The organism is Paraglaciecola psychrophila 170, from assembly GCF_000347635.1.
Taxonomy (GTDB): domain Bacteria; phylum Pseudomonadota; class Gammaproteobacteria; order Enterobacterales; family Alteromonadaceae; genus Paraglaciecola; species Paraglaciecola psychrophila.
Map to the genome: position 1 here is coordinate 3,269,385 of NC_020514.1, position 25,019 is coordinate 3,294,403.

Annotated in this window: 13 protein-coding genes and 4 pseudogenes; 6 read left to right on the top strand and 11 right to left on the bottom strand. The window is 40.2% G+C overall.

Annotated features, from left to right (window positions below; translation table 11 throughout):
* Positions 1-5 precede the first annotated feature (5 nt).
* From cyoD to C427_RS14285, 6 genes and pseudogenes are all read right to left on the bottom strand, one after another.
* Positions 6-329 (bottom strand): cytochrome o ubiquinol oxidase subunit IV, encoded by a 324-nt coding sequence (gene cyoD, locus C427_RS14260; protein WP_007638889.1) that lies wholly within the window; start codon positions 327-329, stop codon positions 6-8.
* Positions 329-976 (bottom strand): cytochrome o ubiquinol oxidase subunit III, encoded by a 648-nt coding sequence (cyoC, locus tag C427_RS14265; protein ID WP_007638890.1) that lies wholly within the window; start codon positions 974-976, stop codon positions 329-331. Before cyoC ends, cyoD begins: the two co-directional genes overlap by 1 nt.
* Positions 973-2,958, bottom strand: coding sequence for a cytochrome o ubiquinol oxidase subunit I (gene cyoB, locus C427_RS14270; protein WP_007638891.1), 1,986 nt, complete (start codon positions 2,956-2,958; stop codon positions 973-975). Before cyoB ends, cyoC begins: the two co-directional genes overlap by 4 nt.
* A gap of 5 nt (positions 2,959-2,963) precedes the next feature.
* Positions 2,964-3,863 (bottom strand): annotated as a pseudogene (cyoA, locus tag C427_RS14275) (ubiquinol oxidase subunit II); the annotation flags it as partial.
* A gap of 180 nt (positions 3,864-4,043) precedes the next feature.
* Positions 4,044-4,445: a hypothetical protein gene (locus tag C427_RS14280; RefSeq protein ID WP_226991172.1), complete on the bottom strand. Its 402-nt coding sequence runs from the start codon at positions 4,443-4,445 to the stop codon at positions 4,044-4,046.
* Between the two features lie 860 nt (positions 4,446-5,305).
* On the bottom strand, positions 5,306-6,286 hold the full coding sequence (locus tag C427_RS14285) for a hypothetical protein (RefSeq protein ID WP_007638899.1): 981 nt from the start codon (positions 6,284-6,286) through the stop codon (positions 5,306-5,308).
* A gap of 130 nt (positions 6,287-6,416) precedes the next feature.
* On the opposite strand from C427_RS14285, the gene C427_RS14290 reads away from it, so the two are divergent.
* The 3 genes and pseudogenes from C427_RS14290 (at position 6,417) to C427_RS14305 (ending at position 12,280) form a co-directional block, all read left to right on the top strand.
* Complete coding sequence (locus C427_RS14290) at positions 6,417-7,058, top strand: AAA family ATPase (RefSeq protein ID WP_081589023.1); 642 nt, start codon at positions 6,417-6,419, stop codon at positions 7,056-7,058.
* An 826-nt stretch (positions 7,059-7,884) separates the two neighbouring features.
* Positions 7,885-8,103 carry a hypothetical protein gene (locus tag C427_RS14300; RefSeq protein ID WP_007638908.1) on the top strand — a complete coding sequence of 73 codons (219 nt, stop codon included), beginning with the start codon at positions 7,885-7,887 and terminating at the stop codon, positions 8,101-8,103.
* Between the two features lie 753 nt (positions 8,104-8,856).
* Positions 8,857-12,280 (top strand): annotated as a pseudogene (locus C427_RS14305) (PAS domain-containing hybrid sensor histidine kinase/response regulator).
* Here the strand turns inward: C427_RS14305 and C427_RS14310 are convergent.
* Together C427_RS14310 and acs are read right to left on the bottom strand one after the other, a co-directional pair.
* The gene (locus C427_RS14310) at positions 12,281-12,937 is read right to left on the bottom strand and encodes a response regulator (protein WP_007638911.1); all 657 of its coding nucleotides are present in this window, start codon (positions 12,935-12,937) and stop codon (positions 12,281-12,283) included.
* 104 nt (positions 12,938-13,041) lie between these two features.
* Positions 13,042-14,980, bottom strand: a pseudogene (acs, locus tag C427_RS14315) (acetate--CoA ligase).
* 151 nt (positions 14,981-15,131) lie between these two features.
* On the opposite strand from acs, the gene C427_RS14320 reads away from it, so the two are divergent.
* Positions 15,132-16,250 carry a DcaP family trimeric outer membrane transporter gene (locus C427_RS14320; RefSeq protein WP_007638915.1) on the top strand — a complete coding sequence of 373 codons (1,119 nt, stop codon included), beginning with the start codon at positions 15,132-15,134 and terminating at the stop codon, positions 16,248-16,250.
* Between the two features lie 770 nt (positions 16,251-17,020).
* Positions 17,021-17,482 (top strand): PaaI family thioesterase, encoded by a 462-nt coding sequence (locus C427_RS14325; RefSeq protein WP_007638917.1) that lies wholly within the window; start codon positions 17,021-17,023, stop codon positions 17,480-17,482.
* Between the two features lie 368 nt (positions 17,483-17,850).
* Here the strand turns inward: C427_RS14325 and C427_RS14330 are convergent, their stop codons facing one another.
* Together C427_RS14330 and C427_RS27615 are read right to left on the bottom strand one after the other, a co-directional pair.
* Positions 17,851-21,789 carry a PAS domain S-box protein gene (locus C427_RS14330; protein ID WP_015430984.1) on the bottom strand — a complete coding sequence of 1,313 codons (3,939 nt, stop codon included), beginning with the start codon at positions 21,787-21,789 and terminating at the stop codon, positions 17,851-17,853.
* Between the two features lie 49 nt (positions 21,790-21,838).
* Positions 21,839-22,867 (bottom strand): PAS domain-containing protein, encoded by a 1,029-nt coding sequence (locus tag C427_RS27615; protein ID WP_015430985.1) that lies wholly within the window; start codon positions 22,865-22,867, stop codon positions 21,839-21,841.
* Positions 22,868-23,234: 367 nt separating this feature from the next.
* Between C427_RS27615 and C427_RS25020 the strand changes: the two are divergent.
* A pseudogene (locus C427_RS25020) lies at positions 23,235-23,466 on the top strand (IS3 family transposase); the annotation flags it as partial.
* Positions 23,467-23,812: 346 nt separating this feature from the next.
* Here C427_RS25020 and C427_RS14335 read toward each other — a convergent pair.
* A complete protein-coding gene (locus C427_RS14335) occupies positions 23,813-24,709 on the bottom strand; it encodes an IS982 family transposase (RefSeq protein ID WP_015430986.1) in 897 nt (298 codons plus the stop codon).
* Positions 24,710-25,019: the final 310 nt, after the last annotated feature.

Below are 25,019 nucleotides of genomic sequence, written 5' to 3' on the forward strand. Positions count from 1 at the left end.
GCGACCTACATCATTAAGGCGTTAGCGGCATAGATAATCCATACCGATAAGCCCACGACCATGATAATGATCATCGCAGTAAATAAAAATGAGAATGTACTGAGCTTTCCTTCCGTTGAAAAATCTAAATGTAAGAAGTACTTCAGATGCACCACAATTTGAGTAATAGCTAACACCAAAACCACGCCTAATGTTGTACTCTTATCAAATTGATGAGTCATCACCGCCCAAAATGGGATAGCGGTTAACACCACCGACAATGCAAAACCAATCAGATAAGATTTAACACTACCGTGTGAATGATCTTCAGAAATATGAGTTTGGCTCATCACAATACTCCTAATAAATAAACAACGGTAAATACGCAAATCCATACGATATCAAGAAAATGCCAAAACAAGCTCAAACAACTTAAACGCGTTATCGTTCGTTGACCTAAGCCAGTTGTGAACATTTCACCCATCATGATTAACATCCAAATTAAACCTGCAGTAACGTGCAAACCGTGCAGACCCACTAGGGTAAAGAATGCCGATAAAAAGGCACTACGCTGCGGTCCATTGCCATGTTCAATCAAGTGGTTAAACTCGTACAGCTCCATACTTATAAATACACAACCTAAAGCAAAGGTCACCAGCAACCAAAACAAAGTTGCTGAGCGATTTTGATTTTTAGCACAAAGCAAAGCAAAACCAAACGTAATACTGCTGACGAGTAAGGCCGCGGTTTCGATCAATACAAAGTCTAGTTCAAAAATATCTTTACCCGATATACCCCCGTCGGTGCTCATAAAAAGCACCGCATACGTGGCGAATACCGAGGCGAATAAAATACAGTCGGTCATCAGATATAACCAAAATCCGAAGACTGTATTTGCGCCGCTATCATGGTGTTCGTCATGGTCGTCGTCAAGATGCGGCATGTGTCGTTCGCTCACCGCATCTACCTTTAATTTATCTGCAATAGCAATGCTCATAAATGCCCCTTCGCTGCGTTGTCTAAGTGTGCGTTTTCAATCTTTTCGATTTCTTCCGGTTGAACGTAATAATCAACATCTGAAGTATAAGCTCGTTGCAAAAACAGCCCAAAAGCACCAAGCATACCAACAATAACCAGCCAGTTAATATGCCAAATCGCACCAAAACCAGCCGCAGTAACACTCATACTGATCAACATCCCACTGACGGTATTTTTAGGCATATGGATCGGGCTATATTTTTGATGACGCTGGTAAGCCTCGCCTTTCTCTTTCATGTCGGTAAAAGCATCAATGTCAGACACCACCGGTAACTTAGCAAAGTTATAAAATTGCGGAGGCGAAGACGTTGACCATTCTAAGGTATGACCATTCCAAGGATCGCCAGTCAAATCTCTATTCTGCTCGCGGTCGCGGAAACTGACGTACAGTTGAACAAACTGAAGCACAATACCGACTAAAATAATGGAAGCACCTATACCCGCTAAGTAAATCCAAAAGTTCCAAGCGGGATTATCGGTATGACTAAGCCGACGTGTCATACCTAAAAATCCCAGCACATATAAAGGCATAAAGGCTATATAAAAACCAACCTGCCAGCACCAGAATGCAATCTTTCCTAAGCGCTCATTTAGCTTGAAGCCCATCGCTTTGGGAAACCAATAACTGAAACCAGCCATATAACCGAATACCGCACCACCAATAATAGTGTTATGAAAATGGGCAATCAGAAATAAGCTGTTATGTAACACATAGTCCGCACCTGGCAATGCCAGTAAAATTCCTGTCATACCTCCAATAGTGAAGGTCACCATAAATCCTAAAGACCATAATACGGGTACAGTAAGACGCAAGCGGCCTCGGTATATAGTAAATAGCCAGTTAAATAGCTTCACCCCAGTGGGTATCGCAATAATCATCGTCGCCACCCCAAAGAAGGCATTGACATTGGCACTGGAACCCATTGTAAAGAAGTGATGCAGCCATACCACAAATCCCAAAATTGAAATAACGCCACTTGCCCACACCATAGAGGTATATCCAAACAAACGTTTGCCCGTGAAGGTTGAAATAACTTCTGAAAAAATACCAAAGGCAGGCAAAACCAGAATATAAACTTCAGGATGTCCCCACGCCCAAAACAGATTGATATACATCATGGCGTTACCACCGCCTTCATTCGTGAAGAAGTGAAAGTCTAAATAGCGGTCCATCGTGAGCATAGCTAACACCGCGGTTAAGATTGGAAATGAAGCGACAATCAAAATATTTGCCCAAGTACATGTCCAAGTAAAAATAGGCATCTGCATTAACTTCATACCCGGTGCGCGCATTTTCAATACCGTAGCTAAAAAATTAACGCCAGTTAGGGTCGTGCCTATACCAGATATTTGTAAGGCCCAGATATAATAATCAACCCCTACACCCGGACTATAAGCCAGTTCAGATAACGGTGGATACGCCACCCAACCTGTTTTGGCAAACTCACCGACAAATAACGAAATATTAATTAATATTGCACCGCCTGCAGTTAACCAAAAACTCAGATTATTTAAGAACGGGAAGGCCACGTCTCGTGCACCAATTTGCAGGGGCACTACTAGGTTCATCAGGCCAACCATAAATGGCATCGCCATAAAGATGATCATGATCACCCCGTGTGCCGTGAAGATTTGGTCATAGTGCTCAGGTGGAAGATACCCCTCTGCACCACTAGTGGCCATAGCCTGTTGAGTACGCATTAAGATAGCATCAGAAAAACCACGAATTAACATGATAAATGCCAATACAATATACATAATGCCCAATTTTTTGTGGTCAACCGAGGTTAACCAATCATTCCAAAGCACTAACCACTTTTTGTGCTTGGTAATCAATGCACCAACCACTGATCCCGCAATCGCCACTATCGCAAAAGTCCAAATTAAAATCGGCTCGTGGATCGGTATCGCGTCTAAACTTAATTTTCCGAAAAAAGACATAATTACTCCATAGCCCCGTGTTGAGGAGCTGAATGTCCAGATTGATGTTGATGTTCCATGCCCATTTCTTTATGCATATATTGCATTAAAACGTGCTTGAACATTCCGTCACTAACAGAGCCATAATATTCAACAGAATTGTTTTCACTTGGCTCAGCTAGTAGTTTGTAACTATCAGGATTTAAGGACTGACCTTGTTTTTTTAGCTTGGCTATCCAGCCAGCAAAATCCTCATCCGTGTTTGTGGCAATGGCTTTAAATTTCATGCCTGCAAACCCTTCCCCACTGTAGTTGGCCGAAATTCCATCAAAGGTACCTGGCTCATTAGCAATAAGATGAAGTTTGGTTTGCATGCCAGCCATTGAGTAAATTTGACTACCCAACTGCGGAATAAAAAAGGAGTTCATGGCAGTGTCAGAGGTGATCTTAAACGCCACAGGTACATTGGCAGGAAAAGCCAATTCGTTGACCGAAGCCACTCCGTAGTCAGGATAAATAAACAACCACTTCCAATCTAGCGATACCACCTCAACGTTGATATGATCACGTTCATGTTCTAGAGGGGTGTAGGGGTCCAAATCGTGGGTCGACTTCCAAGTTATGACACCCAAAATAATGATAATAATAATCGGTACTGCCCACACTACCGTTTCAATCTTGTTAGAATGCGCCCATTTAGGTGTATAGATTTCATGGTCCCGTCCTTCGCGGTATTTCCAAGCGAAATATAAGGTCATGAAAATAACCGGTAATACAACAATCAACATCAACAAAGTTGCGACAATAATTAATTGCTTCTCGTCTATACCGACTTGACCTTTAGGGTCCAGTACACCGCCTTCGCAGCCCGTTAACACCATAAAAGATGCCGCGGTCGCTGCTTTACTTAAGTTACTAATTAACAAGGGAATTTCCTGTGAAGCGAGTTTCTAAAGCTGCTGACAGTGAACCGACAACAGTACTTGTAGCTTAGTAAATAAATCATCAGCTAACAGACTCGCAAAAAAACCAGCGAGTACAGTCACTTAGGAGCAAGACTAGTGAGTCAGCACCAAGATTTATTTAATGAAAAAGCAAATTTAAGTTTAAGAAATCAACAAAGAAGGTGGCGCGCGGCAACCGTGGGCGGAATGTTCTGAAGAACGTAAAGAAGGAGCAGTAAAAGCTAATCTAATACTGTTTAATGCAAGGCCATACAAAACTTTAGCTAAGTAATAGAACGTTCGCCAAACTTGAGAGATCAACCAAGGGTTAATCAATAAAACACCAAGTAAACTTAAAGCAACACCTTCTAACAGCAAACCATCTTTGAGCAGCAAGAACCACTCAGTGATATCACCGACATTACCTAAAGATATGGATAACATGTCAAATACAAGGAAGACTGATAGCAAAACGTAGAATCGCCCAAAGCTAACCAATCCAAAACTAGATGGCAAACTAGGTAAATATTTATCTAGTACAGAGGTACAAAAATATCGTTTCAAAAAATCATCCGATTAGCGTTTGGTTGATGTTGTGTAGTAAACGCGAAAGCCTTTTTTTCATCACAACATAAGTCGAATTATAACAAAAAATAGAAAGCAAAAAAGGGTTAAAATGCTTTAGTTCAGTAACAATCAATATAAAAACCCTAATTTAAACAGACATTTAACATGAATTTAACGTAGTTAACTTAAATTGATGGAATAACTAAAATTATATCTTAATTACGAAGTGGACATTATTTGAGATCAATCAAAATATCAGGAGAACGTTAAAATTTTTAAGCCGTAACATGCACACAACTGCTAACGGTCTCAATATCAACATTAAATCTTATGGCCAAGCTGTAAAGCAGTACTTGGCCACGGAACTAGAAAAAATCTACTGAAAACGATGCCTGATTATCCACTTTGCACGGCCACCGCTATACTGTATATAATTGGTGCTGTTTGGCTTAGATGTTGTTATTTAATAAAAAAACTGTATGAACCACTGTGTAAATAGTTCATTAACAAGGCTAACATCCATTAATAAAGCAGATATTAGAGCGTTAGAAGCGCAACTCATCGAATTGCCTCAGACACAGAAAAACATTTTCTTAGTTTGTTATCACAGCTTATTGAATCTCAGGTGAAAACTTAATTAAGACACCCAAAGTAATAAAGTACCCAATCACAGCCAAGTCAACAAACGTAAAGTGATGGGTATGTTCTGACTCTTTGATTTTAAATTTCGAAATCTGAGCTTTTTGGGGGATGTGGCGTGTGAAAGCAGCTAAATCATTCCTCCCACTCAAATTTCAGGCAACGCCATTGAGTACAGGTTGTGAAGGTAGCTTTTAATGAGTGTGATGCTGAACTGTTCAGGCGGATTGAAGTAAAGCTCTGGCCTTTGCCATACCTCGTATACGTTGATGGTGTGTGTGATGTTTGAATTGTTGTAACATGTGCTCACTACCTACAGCGTTACTGAAGTGTTGTTCGAACTCGGTAGTGAGAGTCAACCACTGCTCTGAGTCGAGGCCTAGGCACGCTAAAATAGGGCTATGATGTTGCTCTATATAACTCGCTTTATCCTCTCGAATACAGCGACCTGTGCAGTCCACTAGTTCACAATAATCAATCAAGCTGTAAGCGATGCCTTTAGGCATGTCTTGTCTGTGATTGCCCACAAAACACATCAGGTTTTTAGGTTGTTCGCCTTTGATGAGAGCCTGAATACGGTGCTGAATACTGGTGTGTTTTGACGTTTCTGGGGTGGTTTCCATTTTGGCGCGAATAGGATTTAAGTCCACATAGGCCATACAGGCTAATACTGCACTTTCATCTAACAATGCTTGAGATTTGAATCGTCCTTCCCAAAATCTGCCTGTGCAACCATCTTCCTTATTAGCCACTCGGGCTATGTGTTCATTGAGGTTACGCATTAACCAACTGATATCGTATAAACGCTGACGGTAAATCGTCACTGTTTCTTCTAAGCTGATAAGCTCACCTTTACTGAGTGTATCTCCTCTTTGGTACTTTTGACTTAATAACGTGCCTTGGTAAAGTTGGTGCCAACGCTTTACCACTTCTTCTGTCGACCAACCATCAGCCATGTCTTTGTCCACACAAACCACTACATGTGTATGATTACTCATGACCGCATATGCACAAATACTGATTGAAAACACTGACGATAGAAACAACAATCGCTCTTCCACCCAACCTCGGCGATGTTCGTAACTCTGTCCCGTATACTTATCCGTACCGCACAAAAACGAACGGCGAACACAGCGAGAAACACAATGGTAATAGGGGGTATCAATTAAACTGACTTGCGTTTTACGTGACTGAGGCATGACAGACCATCCTTGGTTGTTTGAGTACCTTAAAGATTAGAACATAACGGCTGTTTTGCTACTTTTTAAAAATGGGTGTCTTGTTAATTTTGTTTTTTAATTTTGGGGTGAGGTTTTCAAAAGCGTTTCCATTTCTGGCGATAACGATATCCCTATTAACAAACGAGGAAGTGGTGTTAAGCGGCTAGTATTAATAAGCTTCTTTCGTGCTGAGGCAGAAAGACGGCAACTTGAGGCGGGTTTGCCAAGTGTTGTCTATGCAATCGAAGAGCCTGAGACGTCTCAGCACCCAGATCACCAACGCGCACTGATAGACGCTTTAGTTGCTTTATCTGGGGTGCCACGCACACAAATCATTCTTACTTCACACAGTCCCGAAATCATAAAACGGTTAAAGTTCGAAAATATTCTATTAATAACAGGACAAGACTCAGCATCAATTCGACAGGTGCAAGAGCATGAGCTACCTTATCCTAGCTTGAACGAAGTCAACTATGTGGCTTTCGATGAACCATCCTCTGAGTATCACAATGAACTTTATGGCTATATAGAGTCGCGGGGAGCACTTGCAGCATATAAAGCTGGGAAGTCAACCGTTGCTTATAATCGGTTAAACCGTGATGGAACCACTACTCAACAACAGATACTCTCAACCGAGTATGTGCGGCATCAAATACACCATCCTGAAAATACCAGCAATCCTAGATTCACAGCTGCCCAGCTAAATCAATTTATTGAAGATATGCGAGCGCACATACAGGCAAATCCGTGACCGAAGAAAAGCACATAACAAACGCCTGTTGTCAGACGTACCTAAGCTGCGCTTCGGTAAGCCGCAAAGCCGAGCGTTATATTTTTTTACTAGATGGAGCTAATCGATGAGTATGTCTAAAGATGAAATTGAAAAGTTAAAAAAATATTGAGTATTTACTTGGTGGAAAATATTACCCTTCAGATAAAGATAAAATGGTATCCGTATCTAAGTACTTCCGATATCTATCTGAATGTATTTCTTCTGATGAAATACTAATAAATTGCGATAAAGAACTTTTAATGAGTTTTGAAGCTATTTATTTGTGGTTACAAGAACAGTCAGCATATTTACCTTCACATTTAAAAGACCAAATAGAAAATATCAATAAACGTCAAAATTGTGCGAGTTATTTGCAATATTATCTAGCTTAAGTGATAAGGAAATCTGGTCAATCAGTCGACGCAGAAGACTTAATGCTTCTTTTGGCATCTTTGCCAATGTAATTAGTATACGAAGTTACTCTGAGTTAGAAGAGTCTCAACTAGTATCAGGCACTAATTTAGTTGAGGCAAAAGTAGCTCTTACCAGGCTTTGTCAAGTTACATTGTTCGCATCAACCAAAGTTGATAATGACTTTTTTATTGATGATGATATTGAAGACGTTTCGTAACGTTATAATCCTAATATTATAAATAAATCTAAAATTATAGCGTTAGTTAATCTATTAAAATCTCAATTAAATGAAGTTGAAGAAAACGATGACGTTTAACTTATTCTAGAAAAACTAGATGTAGTCGAAAAAGAGATAAATAAACGTAAGCCACGATGGGGGGTAATATTTTCTGTGCTTTTTCTTGTTTTTGGTTTTATTGCAGATTTAAAAACATTAAACCCGGTTATATATACAAAACCACTTCAAACAGTAGAGGTTATTTTGCTTAACCTTCATGAAGAAGGACAAGTTGAAAAGAGTACTTCTTATAATTTACCCCATTATCCTCAAGAAAAACAAAGCAATGAAAATAAATATGCGCTGTTTAGGAAAGAAGAGTTTGAAAACTAGGTAACTTTGTAGCTACAAAGATATAACGAGCTAATTAATAAGGACAAAAAACAGTTGGCTGTTTTCGTTCCTCAACATTTTAACCAACAATTTTTTTCTTCATTATTAGGGCGTTGAAACCTGCGTGGTCAGAGACACTTATTTACGCAGGTAGCACTACTCGTTAAGGTCTGCAACTCGCTCATTGCCGTCAGTCAAGTTTGATTAATCGTATGATGATTTTTCGCTAAATATAGTCTAATAGTTCGAATTCTCTTACGTCCGCTTTAGGTCGAAAACTGACCTAATCCCACACTATCAGATAATTTTCTGTGTGTCTGTTTTTCGCTGGGAAGGAGTCATACCTCAATTTTATCGACAGTATCCTAACGGCTAACTTGAGACGGTCACTCAGATAGGACTAAACTTCTATCGCGGTAGGGTTTCCCCTAATTCAAATTTAATTATGACCAGTTTGTGCTCAAACTGCTCATAATGTTGGCGATAAAGAGTGACCGTTAAGAAGCAAAAATCAGTTCAGTGCCGATTAATTCAACTCAAGCACAAAAAAGCGTGAACCTAGGTTATTTTGCATGGCTTAAGACCTTATAAATTGAACCTACTTGGGGTTTCTTAGCTGTTGTTGCTTTATACCAGTGCATCAGCGCAATGAGACAATGGTCTTAGGCCCTCAAAGATATTTAAAAGCTGTGCTAAAGTAATTCTAATGTGAAATATATACTGTGTAACGGTGTAAGAAAATTGGAATGAAGCATGGCAATGGGTTGGGTAGCGTTAGCATTGGTGTATTTAGGTGGGCTATTTTGGCTTGCCAGGTGGGGTGATAGCGATTCTCCATTAGCCAAAAAAATTAACCTCTCATCCTGCGATCTATTCGCTTGCACTTGCAATTTATTGTACAGCCTGGACCTTCTTTGGTTCTGTTGGTGAGGCAAGTCGAAATAACTGGCAGTATTTACCTATTTTGCTTGGCCCTATGCTGGTTTACGTATTTGGCTTTCGATTTATCCAAAAACTAACCTTGGTTAGCAAAAAACAACACATCACCACCATCTCTGATTTTATTTCGTCTCGCTATGGTAAACGTCAGACCGTAGCGTTACTGGTGACCATCATTGCGCTTCTGGCAACTATTCCCTATATGGCGTTGCAACTAAAAGCCATCGGCTCAGCATTTCAGCTGGTATCCGATCAGCAAGACAGTGAGTTGATTGTGTTTCTAGCAACCATTTTTATTGCTATATTTTCGATTTATTTTGGCACACAAAAAACAGATGTGACGGAGTATCGCAGAGGCTTGATGCTCGCTATTGCTTTTGAGTCCAGTGTCAAACTCCTTGCCTTGCTAGTGATTGCAATCGTCGCATTTTTCATGTGGTACCCACTCAGTACAGCCCCACTCTTACAGTCATTTATTACACCTGAAGCACTGAGCACGTTTCAATCATTTCCTTTCATCGCACAGACCATTATGGCTGGTGCTGCAGTTATTTGCTTACCTAGGCAATTTCATGTGGCCGTTGTTGATAATTTAAGTTTGGAACATTTGAAGACTGCACGATGGCTGTTTCCTTTGTACCTTGGACTCATTGCCATAACCATTCCGGTGATTACCGTAGCAGGGCAAACACTATTGGCACACACAACATCTGAAACAGATACGTATGTACTTGAGCTGGCATTAATTTCAGGCTCTGGGTTAGTGCAGATGCTGGTATTTGTTGGTGGTCTATCCGCTGCTACAGCGATGATAATAGTCGCTACATTGACACTGAGTACGATGTTGACGAATGACGTGATTTTGCCAAGAATGCTGGATAAACACAGTACTGCGTATCATCAGCGTAACGTCAGTAAAGTCATCCTCGTTACTCGTCGCTGCGTCATTGCTGGGTTATTATTATTGGCATATTTGTATCATCAACAAATGGGAAATAGTCGTTCATTGGCATCAATCGGTCTGATTGCCTTTTCGCTCGTCATTCAATTACTGCCAGCCATAGTCGGTGGTTTGTATTGGAAAAAAGGACATGCCCATGGCGTGTATGCGGGCTTAATAAGTGGCATTATTGTGTGGGTTTTGTGGCTGATGTTACCCGCTTTTGAAGGAAATATTAATACTCAGTTAAATAATGATAATATTTCTTTTGTGGCCATTATTAGCTTGGTTACAAATTTCATAGCGTATTTTTTCTTTTCATCATTCGCCACAGAGCGACTGATTGATCGCATTCAGGCCCAAGCTTTTGTTGCTCCCCGCGAAAATCTTAATGACCGACCTAAGAAACCTTCGACTTCGGTAACCACCGGTGATCTAACAACATTACTCTCGACCTTTCTGGGCGAGACCCGTTGCAATGGATTGATTGAAGACTTTCAACGTAACAACGATATTACTGTTCATGCAGATACAGCACCACCTGAAAATTTTGTGACTTTTTGCGAACGTGCATTAGGAGGAGTGTTGGGTGGATCCAGCGCTAGAGCATTGATTGATAGTGTATTGAGTGGCAGGAAACTCGGTTTTGAAGAAGTGATTAATTTTTTCGATGACTCCACTCAAGCCATAAAATTTAATGCTGGCGCTTTGTTTACCTCGATAGAAAGTCTCGACCAAGGTATCAGTGTCATCGATAAAAACCTGAATCTGGTTGCCTGGAACAAACGTTATTTAGAACTATTTAACTATCCACAAGATATGATTTTAGTAGGCACGCCAATTGAAAGACTGGTTCGCTACAATGCATCTCGTGGTGATTGTGGGTTAGGTGAAATTGATGCTTTAGTAAAGAAACGCTTAAGTCACTTAAGGCGTGGATATGCGCATAAATTTGTGCGACAACGAAGTGATGGCAAGATGCTTGAGATGGTCGGAAACCCTCTTCCTGGAGGTGGTTTTGTGACCAGCTTTAGTGATATTACATCCCATATTGAGTTACAGGTTGCGCTTAAGGAAGCCAACATTGACTTAGAGAACAGAGTCAAAATACGTGGTGAAGAAGTTCAGGCTGTTAATGCCGAACTGCACAATGAAATTGCCCGTCGAATAGATTTGGAACGGGAACTGATTGATGCTCGTCAAATTGCCGAAAAAGCCAATGCCGATAAGACTCGGTTTCTGGCATTGGCTAGTCACGATATATTACAACCTCTAAACGCCGCCAAACTATACCTTTCGGCGCTAGATGAAGTCACAATGCAAGACAATGTTCGCACCATCATCAATAAACTTGGAGAAAGTGTTTCTTCAAGTGAGGTGCTTATCGCAACATTGTTGGACATTGCACGCTTAGATCAAGGTGAATTAAAGCCTGTTAAAGCATCCTATTCGATTCTCAAAATACTGTCTCCGTTAATACACGAGTTTTCAATGCTGGCACAAAGTAAAGGCCTCAAATTCAGTTCCCGGATTGCAGATGTCTGGGTTGAAACGGATAAAACCTATCTTTATCGAATTGTTCAAAACTTGTTATCCAATGCGGTTAAATACACTAATACTGGTCGAATTTTATTCACGGTCAGAACGCGCAATAATTCAGTGCTGATCCAAGTTTGGGATACCGGAGTGGGAATATCTGCCAGTGAGCAACAACATGTTTTTGGTGATTTTTATCGTGTAGACGGCAGCAAAGAGCGCGGAGCAGGTTTGGGGTTGGGGGTGGTGTCTCGGTTATCAGAAAAACTCAATGCCCCTTTAACCATAAAGTCTAACCTGCGAAAAGGCAGTTGCTTCACTCTTTCATTGCCGATGGTTCAGGCAGAGACTCAAGGTCTAGTGCCTTTATCCAAAAGTTACACTGGGCTGACTGGTCTTAAAGTTTTGTGTGTAGACGACACGGTTGAAAACCTCGATGCAATGCAAACCTTACTTGAGAAATGGCAAGTGATATGTTTTAAGGCAAGTGATGCTGATGAAGCGCTGCAAAAAGCAGGAGAACATCAACCTGATGTGTTATTGGTTGACTATCATCTTGGCAACAAAATGAACGGTCTGGAATTAATTCATAAGCTTAGAATAGACGCTGCCAAGGAAATACCCGCGGCGTTGGTGACAGCTAATCAAGACGAAGAGGTAAAAAAGAAGTGTGTGACTGCAATGATAGGCTATCTGAGTAAACCAGTGAAACCCGCTAAACTAAGAGCGTTGTTATTAAGTCTTAAGAATAAAAAGCAGTGATCAGCAAGCTTGCACACTGGGTGGTGGCTCTAACTGTAGCTGAGAAGCAATTAGCACAGCTTGCGTTCGATTGTTGATTTTTAACTTCTTAAATACGGCTGTTACATGTGCTTTTACCGTAGCAACAGCAATGTCGAGCTCGTAAGCAATTTGTTTGTTAAGTAAACCATCTCGCATAAAACACAGCACTTTATATTGAGCAGGTGTGAGGCTAGAAACTGACTCCGCAAGTTCGACAAAAGCTTCATCAAAGTCGGTCACATCAGAAGGCATTTTTTCTGGTACCCACACTTCGCCTTCTAATATGCTGGCAACCGCTTTTGCCACTTCTGAAGCTTGGGTTGTTTTAGGAATAAAGCCAAGCGCCCCAGTGTTCATCACTTTGGACACAATCCCAACATTTTCAATACCTGATACAACCGCCACAGGTATCTCTGGGAACAACTTGCGAATATGAATGAGACCAAATAAATCAGTACTTCCAGGCATATGCAAATCAAACAGCAGCAGATCGACATCGTTCTCATGTAACGTTTTGACGGTCTCATTCAAATCGCTAGTTTCCAGCAAATTTAAATCGTCTAAATGGAGCATTAGTGCTCCTCTAAGCGCGTCGCGATACATGGGATGATCATCAGCAAGCAGTATTGTCAGCATTTCATTTCCTCAACTTAAGAAAATTATTCTAACAATTTGTTGTTTATTTGCAATTGTTCTGTGATTGATAAGTCGAAAAAATGTAAATAATTAGTTAACACATACTATACGTTAAGCCTATTCGCTATCAGACTGTCTACAACAGCTGGATCAGCCAATGTTGAGGTATCACCTAACTGTTGATATTCATTGACTGCAATTTTGCGTAATATTCGGCGCATGATCTTACCCGAGCGAGTTTTTGGCAATCCTGAGGTCCACTGAATTAAATCGGGGGTCGCTATAGGACTGAGTTCCTTTCGCACCCAAGCACGCACTTCAGCGGTAAGTTCATCACTTGGCAAAATACCTTCTACCGGTGTCACAAAAACGTAAATGGCTTGGCCTTTGATGTCGTGAGGAAAACCCACCACTGCGGCTTCAGCAATTGCCTTATGGGACACCAGCGCACTCTCTATCTCAGCCGTACCTAAACGATGTCCTGAAACATTTAGAACATCATCAACCCGACCAGTGATCCAGTAATAACCGTCTTCATCCCTTCTTGCACCATCGCCCGTAAAATAGACATTATCGTAGGTGCTGAAATAAGTTTGAATAAAGCGCTCATGATCTTTATAAATAGTTCGCGCTTGTCCAGGCCAGCTGTCTTTTATACCTAAATTGCCTTCTGCAGGGCCATCAAGCTCAACGCCTTCACTATCAAATAACGCAGGCACAACACCAAATAAAGGTAACGAAGCAGAGCCGGGTTTCAAATCAGTGGCCCCAGGTAAAGGTGAAATCATCATGCCTCCTGTCTCTGTTTGCCACCAAGTGTCCACTATCTGACAGCGACCTCGCCCTATAACATCATAATACCAGCCCCACGCTTCTGGATTGATAGGCTCACCGACCGAGCCCAGCAAGCGTAATGATTCTCCGTGAGTATCCGATGCTGCAAAGTCGCCATGAGCCATCAATGCTCGAATAGCGGTTGGCGCGGTATATAAAATGCTGACCTGATGTTTATCTACTATTTGACAAATCCGCCTCACATCTGGGTAGGTAGGCACCCCTTCAAATAACAACGTAGTCGCACGATTGGCTAAAGGACCATATACCATGTAGCTATGACCGGTGATCCAGCCAACATCCGCAGCGCACCAGTAAACTTCTCCAGGTTGATAGTCAAACACATATTTATGCGTTATTGCAGTGTAAAGAAGATAGCCACCTGTAGTGTGAACCACTCCTTTTGGTGTGCCTGTAGAGCCTGATGTATACAGAATAAAAAGAGGATCTTCGGCGTTCATTACTTCTGGTTCACAGCGACTACTGCAATCACTCACCAAATCCCGCCATAAGCAATCAAGAGCACCCATAAGTACGTCTGCTGCGGTGTGTTTCCATACTATGACTTGTTCAACACAAGGGCAGCGATTATTCAATAACGCCTCATCAACGTTAGCTTTCAATGGGACTGGTTTTTCAGCTCTAAGCCCTTCATTAGCGGTGATGACTATTTTAGCACCGCAGTCATTGACACGATCCGCAATGGCGTGTGGAGAGAAGCCTGCAAAAATAATAGAATGAACGGCTCCAAGCCTTGCGCAGGCTAACATTGCATAAGCAGCTTGTGGGATCATCGGCATATATATTGCGACTCGATCGCCCTTCTCGACTCCAAGTTTTTTCAAACCATTAGCAATTTTACATACTTCATCGTGTAAGGATTGATAGGTAATATAGGTACTGGTTTCCCCAGAATCACTTTCCCACACTATTGCGTTTTGATTAGCATGTTCTGCAAGATGCCTATCAATACAATTATAAGAGACATTTAACTCCCCATCTTCAAACCACTTTATTTGCGCATCTTGTTTATTGAATGATGTATTTTAATTTTTTAGGAAATTTATACCAATCTAAGACTTTGGCCTGCTCCGCCCAAAATGAATCGGGAAACGCCACCGACTGTTGATACATTTCTAGGTACTGCACTTTATTAAGATGTGTGTGTTTTTTTGCCTGTTCAGACACAGGATATATTGTATCGGTCATATATTATTTCCAGCGACATTAACTAATCATTATAATCTACTCTCTACTAGAAACAGTGGAATGAGACTTTGGTCTTATAGACCATGAGCTTATATGCAAACTTATAATTTTAGTTCAAGGTTCAGATAGATTCAACAAATTGGACTATCACATGAATAATTTTATTAAGAAAACTGCAGTGTTGGGTTTCTTGCTAATGGGTACAAGCTTCATCACCACAGTTGCAAATGCAGAAGCATTAGAATTAGACTTCAAAAACGGTGACAAAATGAAGTTTGGCGGTTACCTAAAGGTGGATGCTCGATATGTCAACGGCAATTTAAACTATCAAGATTATTGGATTGGTAATAATCCTGGCGCGGTGGAGACTTCGAAACTGGGTTTAAATGTAAAAGAGAGCCGATTTAACATTTCTTATATTCATAATGATTGGACCGGCTTTATTGAAATGGATTTTTATGGCGGCGGCGGTAACGAAATTATCAGTAATTCGGTGAACCCGCGCTTACGTCATGCATTTGTAAAAAATGAAAACTGGTTAATTGGTCAAACATGGTCAACTTTTATGCCACTAGCTGCATTAGTTGAATCTTTAGATTTTGGTGGGCCAATGGTCGCTGAAGGGTTTATCAGACAAGTACAAATCCGCTATACAGTTGGTAACTGGCAATTCGCTATTGAAAACGCACAAACATTTGGAGACACCGATGGCAATGGTGGTTCTGGTAATGTAGGAGTAACTGGGGCCAACAATGACCCAGATAGTAATATTCCAGATATTGTTGCCCGATATAACTTTAAAGGCGACTGGGGTCAAGCCAGTGTGGCTGGACTCTTGAGAAAAGTTGACCAAGGTGGCATCGATGCCACAGCCACTGCATTTAGTTTATCCGGCAAGATAAATGCTGTGGGTAAAGATGATATTCGTTTTCAACTAACCCTTGGTGAGTCAGGTCGTTATGCTGGAGTAACGTTAGCCACAGACATCGTGGTCGATCCAGTCAGTGGTGAAACAAAAGCAGAAAAAACAACCGCTTGGTATGTTGGTTATAGAAGAATGTGGAGTGACGAGTATCGCAGCACGATATTTTACGGTAACGGTGAAACCGATATACTCAGACATGACCGTTCACATTATGCAGTTAACCTAATCAGACAATACACCCCTAACATGATAATTGGCGTTGAGCTTGGCAAATATGTAGTCGATGACCAAGGTTTAGATCTTGATTCGAGTTACCTGCAAACATCAGTGAAGTTCACTCTATAGAACCAGTATCAAAAAAACGGTTAAAGAAGAAGGAAGTAACTTCTTCTTTAACCAGCTAATACTCGTCGGTTTTGTAAATGCTTGGGGTAAATTAAGCACTAAACTCAGAACTCTTGAATTAACATATTTAAATCAGCGCATTTAATTAAGCACATTGGCACCTCAAAAAGTCCATAACTTCACGTTACGATCGATTTTTCGTTTAATAATTTAAAAAAATTATTATATTAGCCAAAAACAGGCACTGCTTTGTTATCTCAACGCCTGCGAATCGTTGCTCTGAGTACCATGACTATATTAATGCTATGAGGAAAGCTATTAAGAACAACAAGGATAACAAGAGGCTCGTGAAAGCGGTTATACAATCCTTATTAAGTCAAACAGTTTAATTAAGCTAGCATCGAACTTTTGTTAATTATTTATCTGCACCATCAAAATATGCTGCCACCTCTTGCATTATTACTGGTCGGTTACCTGTCATATATTAACGACAAGCTAATGAAAAATTTGAAGAAGCCTATTTGAAGAAGCCTAGTGTTACGATCAAGTATGCTGATACACAGCACTCTATTATTGGCATCTGACTCAAACAAAAACTAGTCACCGTATTCCTACTTTTTTCACATAATCGTTAACTGACAGATATGACAGAAAATAGTATATAAGTGTTTTATAGCTAGTTGAATAGTGACAAATAAAGCTTAATATTTTGTTCCCGTAATTTTCAGCCCAACAGCTCGGCTGTTATTTAAACAATAGGAAAGAGTGATATGGATGCAAGTGAACATTTTGAATATCTGATCAGAATGCATGATTCAGTAAAGATAAACGAATTTTATCAACCAACACTTGCAGTGGGTGAAGGTACAGCAGAAATAGAAATAAATTTGTCTGAAGCGTTTCACCATGCAGCAGGCGGAGTTCACGGGTCTGTATACTTTAAAATGCTTGATGATGCCGCTTGGTACGCAGCTAACTCGCTAGAGCAAGAATATTTTTTAGTCACGGTATCCTTCACTACATATATCACTCGCCCAGTTTCTTCAGGAAAAATGAGAGCGGTAGGGAGAGTTGTTAATAAGAATACATCACAATTTATTTCAGAAGCTGTGGTTTATGATGCTGATGGTCGCGAAATTGGTCGAGGTAATGGGGTCTTTGTTCGAAGTAAAGCGCTATTAGCTAATGCACAGGGTTACACATTAAAAACGGCTCAAACAAACCCTAAATAATGTTTTGGTCAATTCCACGAAGACTCTAAAATAAAGGCCATGAATTACAAAACCTATTAGCCTGATTAGCCTAAAAATATAGAAAGAAGATATTCAGGCTCTTCGACTAACGCAAAATGTGGCGCATGGAAAACAGAAAAAACTAGGGAATATTTCCAATATTAATCAAAGTAATATCAAACCCATGGTCTGAATACTTGCCTGATAAGTTCTAATACGACAACCACTTCATTTAGCCCCGGTTGGTTCATCGCTGTCTATCAGGTTCGATACAAACCCATCTAAAAACGATTAAACTTTAACGAATATTTCAGGCCTTTAATCGCAGACAATAACTCGATAGCTAAAATGTTATTTTAACACTGATATCAATTATTCAAATGCGAATAAATGACGCGTAAGGTATTGTTTAATGAACGTTGCACTGTAGGCCAAGAGATAGATATATTATCCACAAGGCCTTGACGACAGTCAGCTTCTAACCTTGTTACCACGTCGGTTAATGCTTCGGAATTGACTTTATTTGCCACAATCACCAGCTTTCGGGCACCGCGTAAAATACAAGCCACGTCATCTTCATCTACGGCAATATCAGTTTCTTTGATACCGTTTTCTAACTCATCCATCAGCTCATTTAAGACAACTGGCAAAGGCTTAGTCACATTCTGATTTTGTAAGTATGGCAATAAATCAAACCAAATAGCAGGGTTACCGGGCATCACAATTTTGGCAATGTCAGATGGTGCTTTGTTTTCTTGCAGCGGTTGCTGCTCTATGGCTTGCTGCAGCTCTTCCTTATGTGCAGATAACAATGCGCTCTCTTGTTCCACTAGTTTTGCCTGATTCGACTCTAACTCTTGTTTTGCTTCCTGCAGAGCCGATTCTTTATCACTTAACTGAGATTGACTGTAGTGTAAATCCTGTTCCAGTTTTTGTAACTGCTCTGCTAACTCAGTGTGATCAATGTGTCGGTCGCTTAAACTCTCTTTACTGTTTGAGTATTCCTGTTGCACAGCTTGTAATTGCTCAGTTAACAGAGCCTGTTTTTCCTCTAAAGAATGAATACTCTGTTCACTGCCCTGTAAACTTTGCTGTTGCTGTTCGAGCTGCTCTTGTAGTTTACGTTCATGCTCTTCTTGTTGTTGTATACGTTGTTGCAACTGCTCTGCTTGGTCACGAGCTTGATTGAGTTCATGTTGCAGCTTTTGTTCGCCCGATTGAGTTTCTGATACTTGTGACTCTGCTTGTTGCAGTTGTTCTAAGTTACCTTCGAGCTTCTGTTGCATTTGAATATTTTGCTGTTCAGCTTCAATCAAAGCCTGTTGTAATTGTAATTTTTGTTGCTCAATTTCTGCATGATGCTTACGCCATTGTTCATCACTGCCTTCAATCATTTCTTTTTGTTTGACCGCACGGCTTTCTACATCGGTGAGTTCAACCGTCAATTGCTCTAGTTTCTGTTGTTGTTCTAAACGAGCAATTTTTTCAGCATCTGCTTGGCGTTTAATATCATCCAAATTACCCTGAGTATTTTGCAACTGTTGACGTTTAGCCTCGACCTCATCTTGCAACGCTTGTTGTTGATTTTGCCAATCTTGGTCGCTCTGGGCTATTTTCTGTTGCTGCTGAGTACTTTGCTGCTCCATTTCTGCCAGCTCATTCTGGAGTTTCTCAAACAGTGCTTGTTGTTGTTCTTTCTCGGCTCTTTCTGCTGCTTTTTCTGCTTCAGTTTGCTGTTTAGTTTGTGACAACAATTGCTCTGATTGTTGCAATTGTTGTTGTTTATCAATTAACTCTTGTTGTACTTTTTGCTGTTGCAACTGCCATTCTTTATCACTTTTTGCCATTTGCTGCTGCTGCTGAACGTTGCGTGACTCCATTTCACTTAGCTCATGTTGTAATGTCTCGAATAAGGCTTGTTGTTGTTTTTTCTCTGCTTCAGTTTGCTCTTTGGCTTGACTCAAGTTTTGCTCAGTGTCCTGGAGCTGCTGCTGCTTATCTTTAAGCTCTTGCTGCATGTTTGCTTGTTGTTGCTGGTATTCACCGTCTCTTAGGGCTATTTGTTGTTGCTGCTGTTTATTGCGCAGCTCCACTTCTGCAAGTTCTGATTGTAAATTTTCGAACAGAGCAAGTTGTTGCTCTTTATCTGCTTTTTCTGTTTCACTTTGTTCTTTAGCTTGCTGTAAGGTGCGTTCGGTGTCTTGCAATTGCTGCTGCTTAGCAGCTAATTCTTGTTGAATTTGTTGCTGTTGTGCCTGCCACTCATGTTCAGTTTCTGCCATTTTCTGCTGTTGTTGCTGGCTATGACTTTCCATCTCAGACAGTTCTTGTTGCAATATTTCTAATTGATTTTGTTGTTGTTCTTTAGCCACCTTATCTTGTTCGGCTGCTTGTTTGGTTTCATCTAGAGCTTGTTGGGTTTCTTGTAATTGTTGCTGTTTTGACTCTAACTCTTGCACCAACTGGCTTTGCTGTTGCTGCATGTCGCCTTTTTGTTGATTCGACATTTCTTCAAATTTTTGCATCTCGTTTTGCAAATGCTCAACATGACGCACTTTGTTAGATAACTCTGACTCAGCTATTTTATAAGTCTGTTCAAGGTTTCGGCGTTGCTCCTCTGCTTGTTCACTGGCCTTGCGCTGATTAACCAATAACTGACGCAGTTTTTCACTGGTATTGCCTGAGCTCGTCAACTCAGACTGCAATGAATTGATTTGACCACCGACTTCATTAATCTGTAGATCTTTTTGCTCAATGGACTGTTTAAACCCATCAATTTCTGACACAAAATCATCCATATTTGCTTGTTGGCTATACTGTTCCTGTTTCAAGTTCTCAGCATTACGTTCGCTTTCAATCAGCTCTTGTTGAGCAGTTTTATATTTTTTCTCGCTGTGTTGTAAAGCGTCTGAAATTTGATTGCGCTGGGCCTGTAACCCCGTCACTTTAGTCGTGGACTCTTCTAATTGAATACTTAATTCACTGTTAACATTTTGCGCCTCGCTTAGCTGAGAACGACTCTGATTATAATCCTGTTGCAACTCTTGAAGATTATCGGTGACACTTTGGTGAGCCTGTTGTAAATCGCTGAATTCACTTTGTTTTTCAGATAAGTCATCTTGAGCAGCTTGTAGCCTTGTTTCTGTATCTGCTAAATTTTTGACCTTTGTCGCCAACTGATCACGGCTGCTTTGTAAAAGTTGTTGTTTCTCTGCGACTTCTTTCTCGGCAGCTTGATGTAAATTCAGCGCCTCAATACGTGCTTCATCCGCTAACTGTAAATCCCTAAAGTCGGTCCAAATACATAGAATTGAATCGAAGTCTTGACCTTTATACATAGGCACATAGGTTGCTTGGCAAGGTAAAGAGACCTGGCCCACTTTATGCTCCCATTGTAATGATTTGGCCTGCCCATCTAGTTTAACTTTGGTTAAATGCCTTTCTAGCTCTTCAGATGCTTGTTGATCTAGATTTAACTCTGCTGCAAAAGGGCTGCTGCCAAATAACTCATGTTCATCTTGTACATTAAAAAATGAGCAAGCTGCAGGATTCAATTTACTAAAGCCTTGCTCACCAAAAATAGCCATTGGCATACTGCTGTGTTGCAATAACCCATCAAACTTATCTTGATGGAACTGTTCTTTAGTGCGGTCTGTAATCCAGCACAAGTACTCTTGTTTTTCTTTATTTAGACAATCGACGTGTAACTCACTGGGATGTAATTCATCATTTTTACCTTTTAAGTGCGCGACAAAACCACGTAATCTTCCAGTCTGATGAATTTGTTTAGCGGCCTTACCTGCATTACTCGAGTCGTTAAACAGCTGATAAATGGTATCTTTTTTCAGCTCTCTTTCACTTAAACCTAATCTATCCGTCATAGCAATATTAGCTCTAACAATGCGGTCTTCGGCATCAATAGTGGCTACAGCTAGAGGTGCTAAGTCCAAAATAGTAATAAAATGTTTTCGTTCTTGTTCAAGCTGATTTTTGGTTTCTTTAAGTTCGGTCACATCTTGAATGACTCCCACCACACCGGCGCGTTTTTTATTATTATCTGAAAAAAACTTTAACTTTAATTTAAGTGTGTGGACCACTTCATCAGCAAGCTGCAATTCGAACTCTTTATCGTGCCCTGCATTGACTGAACTAAAATTTGCACTGTTCTGGGTATGCAGACGATTAATCTCAGCAGGCAGTATGTCAATTTCTTGTAAGCTTTTATGCAGAATTTTTGACAATCTTTGTTTAAACATCGACTCAAAGGCTGAATTGCAATCAGTGAATTTACCTTGTTCATCAAGCAAATAAACGGGGTTAGGACTAGTTGTAAGTAACGTTTTAACTTGTTGCTGGCTAGTTTGAAATAAACCTTTTTGTTGCTCCAGTTCTGACAGGTTTTTGCACCATAAAGTCTATACACGTGGTTTCGCCTTTGTCATTCTTTTTACAGCTTAGGCCAATAAGCCTTAGAGGAATAGTATTTTGCACTTGCGATTCTTTTGGCTCACTGCCCTGACTTTCGGTGTGATTTTTATCGAACAGCAAAAACTCAAGACAAATGTCTAATTGATGCTGTTTCTTACTCGTTTCCAAAGCCTGTTCCCACTCAAAAACAGCTTTGCTATTTAGTAATTTCTTTAATTGATTGAGCTCACCACCTAAAGGTGCCGTTGCCAACAACAAATCGGCAAATAGTTGGTCCGAGGTAAAAGTATTATTATCAAAGTTGATACTGAGCTGAGCTATGCCTGATTGTTGTAAACCTTTATTTAAGCTGGTTAAGCGAGAAGATTGAAGTTCAATTTGATGCTGATAATTGCTCACATCTGCAAGCGAAATAACACTGGCTATACCATGATTTATATCCGACTGTTTACTGAATCCTAATTGCAAATGACGTTTACTAGCTGCCACATAAGTTTGCAGAGGCACATATTGATTAGATGCTAAAGCCGTGTTGATGGATTCTTGTACCCCGTTATCAAACACCTCAGTTAAAGGTCTATTAATTAACTTATCTTCTTTACTGCCTAAAAAAAACGCCGCGACTCGATTTGCAAAAATAATCTCACCGGCCTGATTAACGTGCAACATGCCAACTTTGAAATCGTTAAGTAAGGATTGTTTGTCAGCTAATGCAGTGTTGTGCTTTTTTTGATCTTTACGGACGCTACCCAATTGTATTTTAATGAAAATGACCAACAATAATAAAAAAACAAACACAGCAGCTAACGCCATTAAACCAATTTTTATGGTGTCAGGGCTTTGTTCAAGTATTTGATCGAGTACTATTTGGCTAATGGCAAAACACGCGGGACTGACTAATACTGAAATAATGCATAAAACCTTTAATAACATACTGTTCCAAACACGGGGAGTCATTACACATTTTCCTTATAAACTAGCGACAAGTATCAGAATATAGCAGTGATATGCACTTAAACAGTAGTGATAGCGCAACAAAGTATGAAGATTAATACCTAGGAATGGTAAACATTGACACCATCCCTATTTTTGAACAACTCAGTGGCATCGATTAGGTTTGCTTTAGCTAAAAAAGGCAGGGGTCGTCGCTTAAGTTAAATAGGATGTTTGGGAATAGCCAGCAATTAACCTAACAACCATTAAGAATAAAGCTAAACCGATCTGACAGAGAGCTATGTGTTCAATAACGGACATACTCAGTTCAAATTTGTACGGGAAGTTTGTGCCATTTGTTTGCCTGATCAACTCCCCTTTTAAATACTGAGTGAGCAGAAAAGGTGATTGCTGGGACAACGCCATTAAAGAAAGTGTCTTAGACAGCTTGAAGAGTAAGCGGGTACCTTGGCGAAGTTACCAAACCCGATATGAGGCGCAGCAGGACATCTTGAATTACATATCGATGTTTTACAACAGCCATAGACTGCATTCATATCTGGGCTATCAAAGCCGAAATAAGTACGAGCAGAAAAATGATAAAAACAAGAAAAGTAGCTTAACTGGGCTGTCCGAAATATGTTGACCACGTCACAAGGTACGTTGAAATTTTTTGAATAACGAAGGGGCTGTGATGCAGGTAATTATCCTAATATTGTGCGTTTCGCATTTGGTAATGTCTATGTTAAATACTTGCTTGAGGCGCTGCGCTCATGGCTTTTGCGTGTTTTGCAGTCACTGATAACTGTGTGAATACTCGGTAGTAAGTATAGAATTAGATACGGTCATGTTTGTAACATTATATAAGTAGGTAGTACCAAGGTTTATGCTAATGCCCACTTATTGAATTTACCGTTATATTTTAAGGGTTTCACGTGAATAAAAAAAATTATCTAACCTGAGATCTGCTTAAGCGATAACCATAGAGTTCAGCTCTACGTCAGTTAAATTCAGGCTTGACTTATTTTCTTTTAAACAATAAGCGACCAATCCCGCGAGTAAATTCAGCATAAAGCCGTTCATACTCCGATACCTTGAGTGTTCGATATAAGAAATATTCTTAAGTTGGTCGTTTATTGTTTGAATTATATAGCGCCTTGAAAGCATGGCTCTATCCCGCAACGATATAGCTCTTGCTTTCATATTTTTGCGAACGGTTGTGATGAGACTTACACCTTTGTCTAATAAATCCGCTTCCAAAGCTTTACTCAAATAGCCTTTGTCTCCATACAATTTATCAGTCAAACCTTCTGCTAATTCACGTACGGGTTGAGTGTCATGCACATTGTCGGTTGTGACTTTCGCAGCAACAATTTCACCGTGATGATTGACGACTAAGTGGAGCTTGAAACCATAAAACCAACCCATAGTACCTTTACCTCGTTGAGCGATACCGTCGAAGGTTTTATGTCTAGGTATTCGGATGTTATGACACACCTTGATGCTTGTAGAGTCAATGAATTCGAGTCCTGTGGGCTTTCCTTTAAGTGATGTGAAGTAGACGCACATTGGCACGATAACTCTAGGCATGACCGCTACAAATTGTGTGTAACTCAATAAATTTGGAAACGCATTTTTGTACACAAGAGATACATACCCAAGAGAGTAGTTTTTGAAATCACGGTAATGTGACATATGAAAACTGACGACAATCGTCATGATTTCATATGTGGTCATTTGCCCTTCTCTTTGCCCTTCTTTTTGACGTTTTCGCGTACCGTCTTCAAGCAGTTGTTTACGCCATTGAGGAATAAATACTTTGCAAAAATCATCGACATCACAAAACAACTCAACTAATTTACTCATGCCTGTTCCTTTTTTAGATTCATCTCTTTTAGTCGAAAGATCGGATCTTGGAACAGGTATCTAGTTCAATTTCTTAAACAGAATTCAGGTTAATTAATACAACACGACCGATGCCATAATAATGGTTCATTATTTGCCTACTTTGCGATATTTGAACTGTGTGCACACAAGATTTGCGCTCGACAATAAGCCGAATGGGTTAAGCCGGGATCAAGCAATTTAGTGAAACATTATTTAACGATGGTAGTAGAATTTAGCCATCTTGATGAAGTATCTAGGGTGTTTTATTAGCTGTAGTTTAGGTAAAAGT

Coding starts and splice junctions, on each gene's coding strand:
- cyoD (WP_007638889.1), bottom strand. CDS start 329: ATGAGCCAAACTCATATTTCTGAAGATCATTCACACGGTAGTGTTAAA.
- cyoC (WP_007638890.1), bottom strand. CDS start 976: ATGAGCATTGCTATTGCAGATAAATTAAAGGTAGATGCGGTGAGCGAA.
- cyoB (WP_007638891.1), bottom strand. CDS start 2,958: ATGTCTTTTTTCGGAAAATTAAGTTTAGACGCGATACCGATCCACGAG.
- C427_RS14285 (WP_007638899.1), bottom strand. CDS start 6,286: ATGCCTCAGTCACGTAAAACGCAAGTCAGTTTAATTGATACCCCCTAT.
- C427_RS14310 (WP_007638911.1), bottom strand. CDS start 12,937: ATGCTGACAATACTGCTTGCTGATGATCATCCCATGTATCGCGACGCG.
- C427_RS14320 (WP_007638915.1), top strand. CDS start 15,132: ATGAATAATTTTATTAAGAAAACTGCAGTGTTGGGTTTCTTGCTAATG.
- C427_RS14325 (WP_007638917.1), top strand. CDS start 17,021: ATGGATGCAAGTGAACATTTTGAATATCTGATCAGAATGCATGATTCA.
- C427_RS27615 (WP_015430985.1), bottom strand. CDS start 22,867: ATGACTCCCCGTGTTTGGAACAGTATGTTATTAAAGGTTTTATGCATT.
- C427_RS14335 (WP_015430986.1), bottom strand. CDS start 24,709: ATGAGTAAATTAGTTGAGTTGTTTTGTGATGTCGATGATTTTTGCAAA.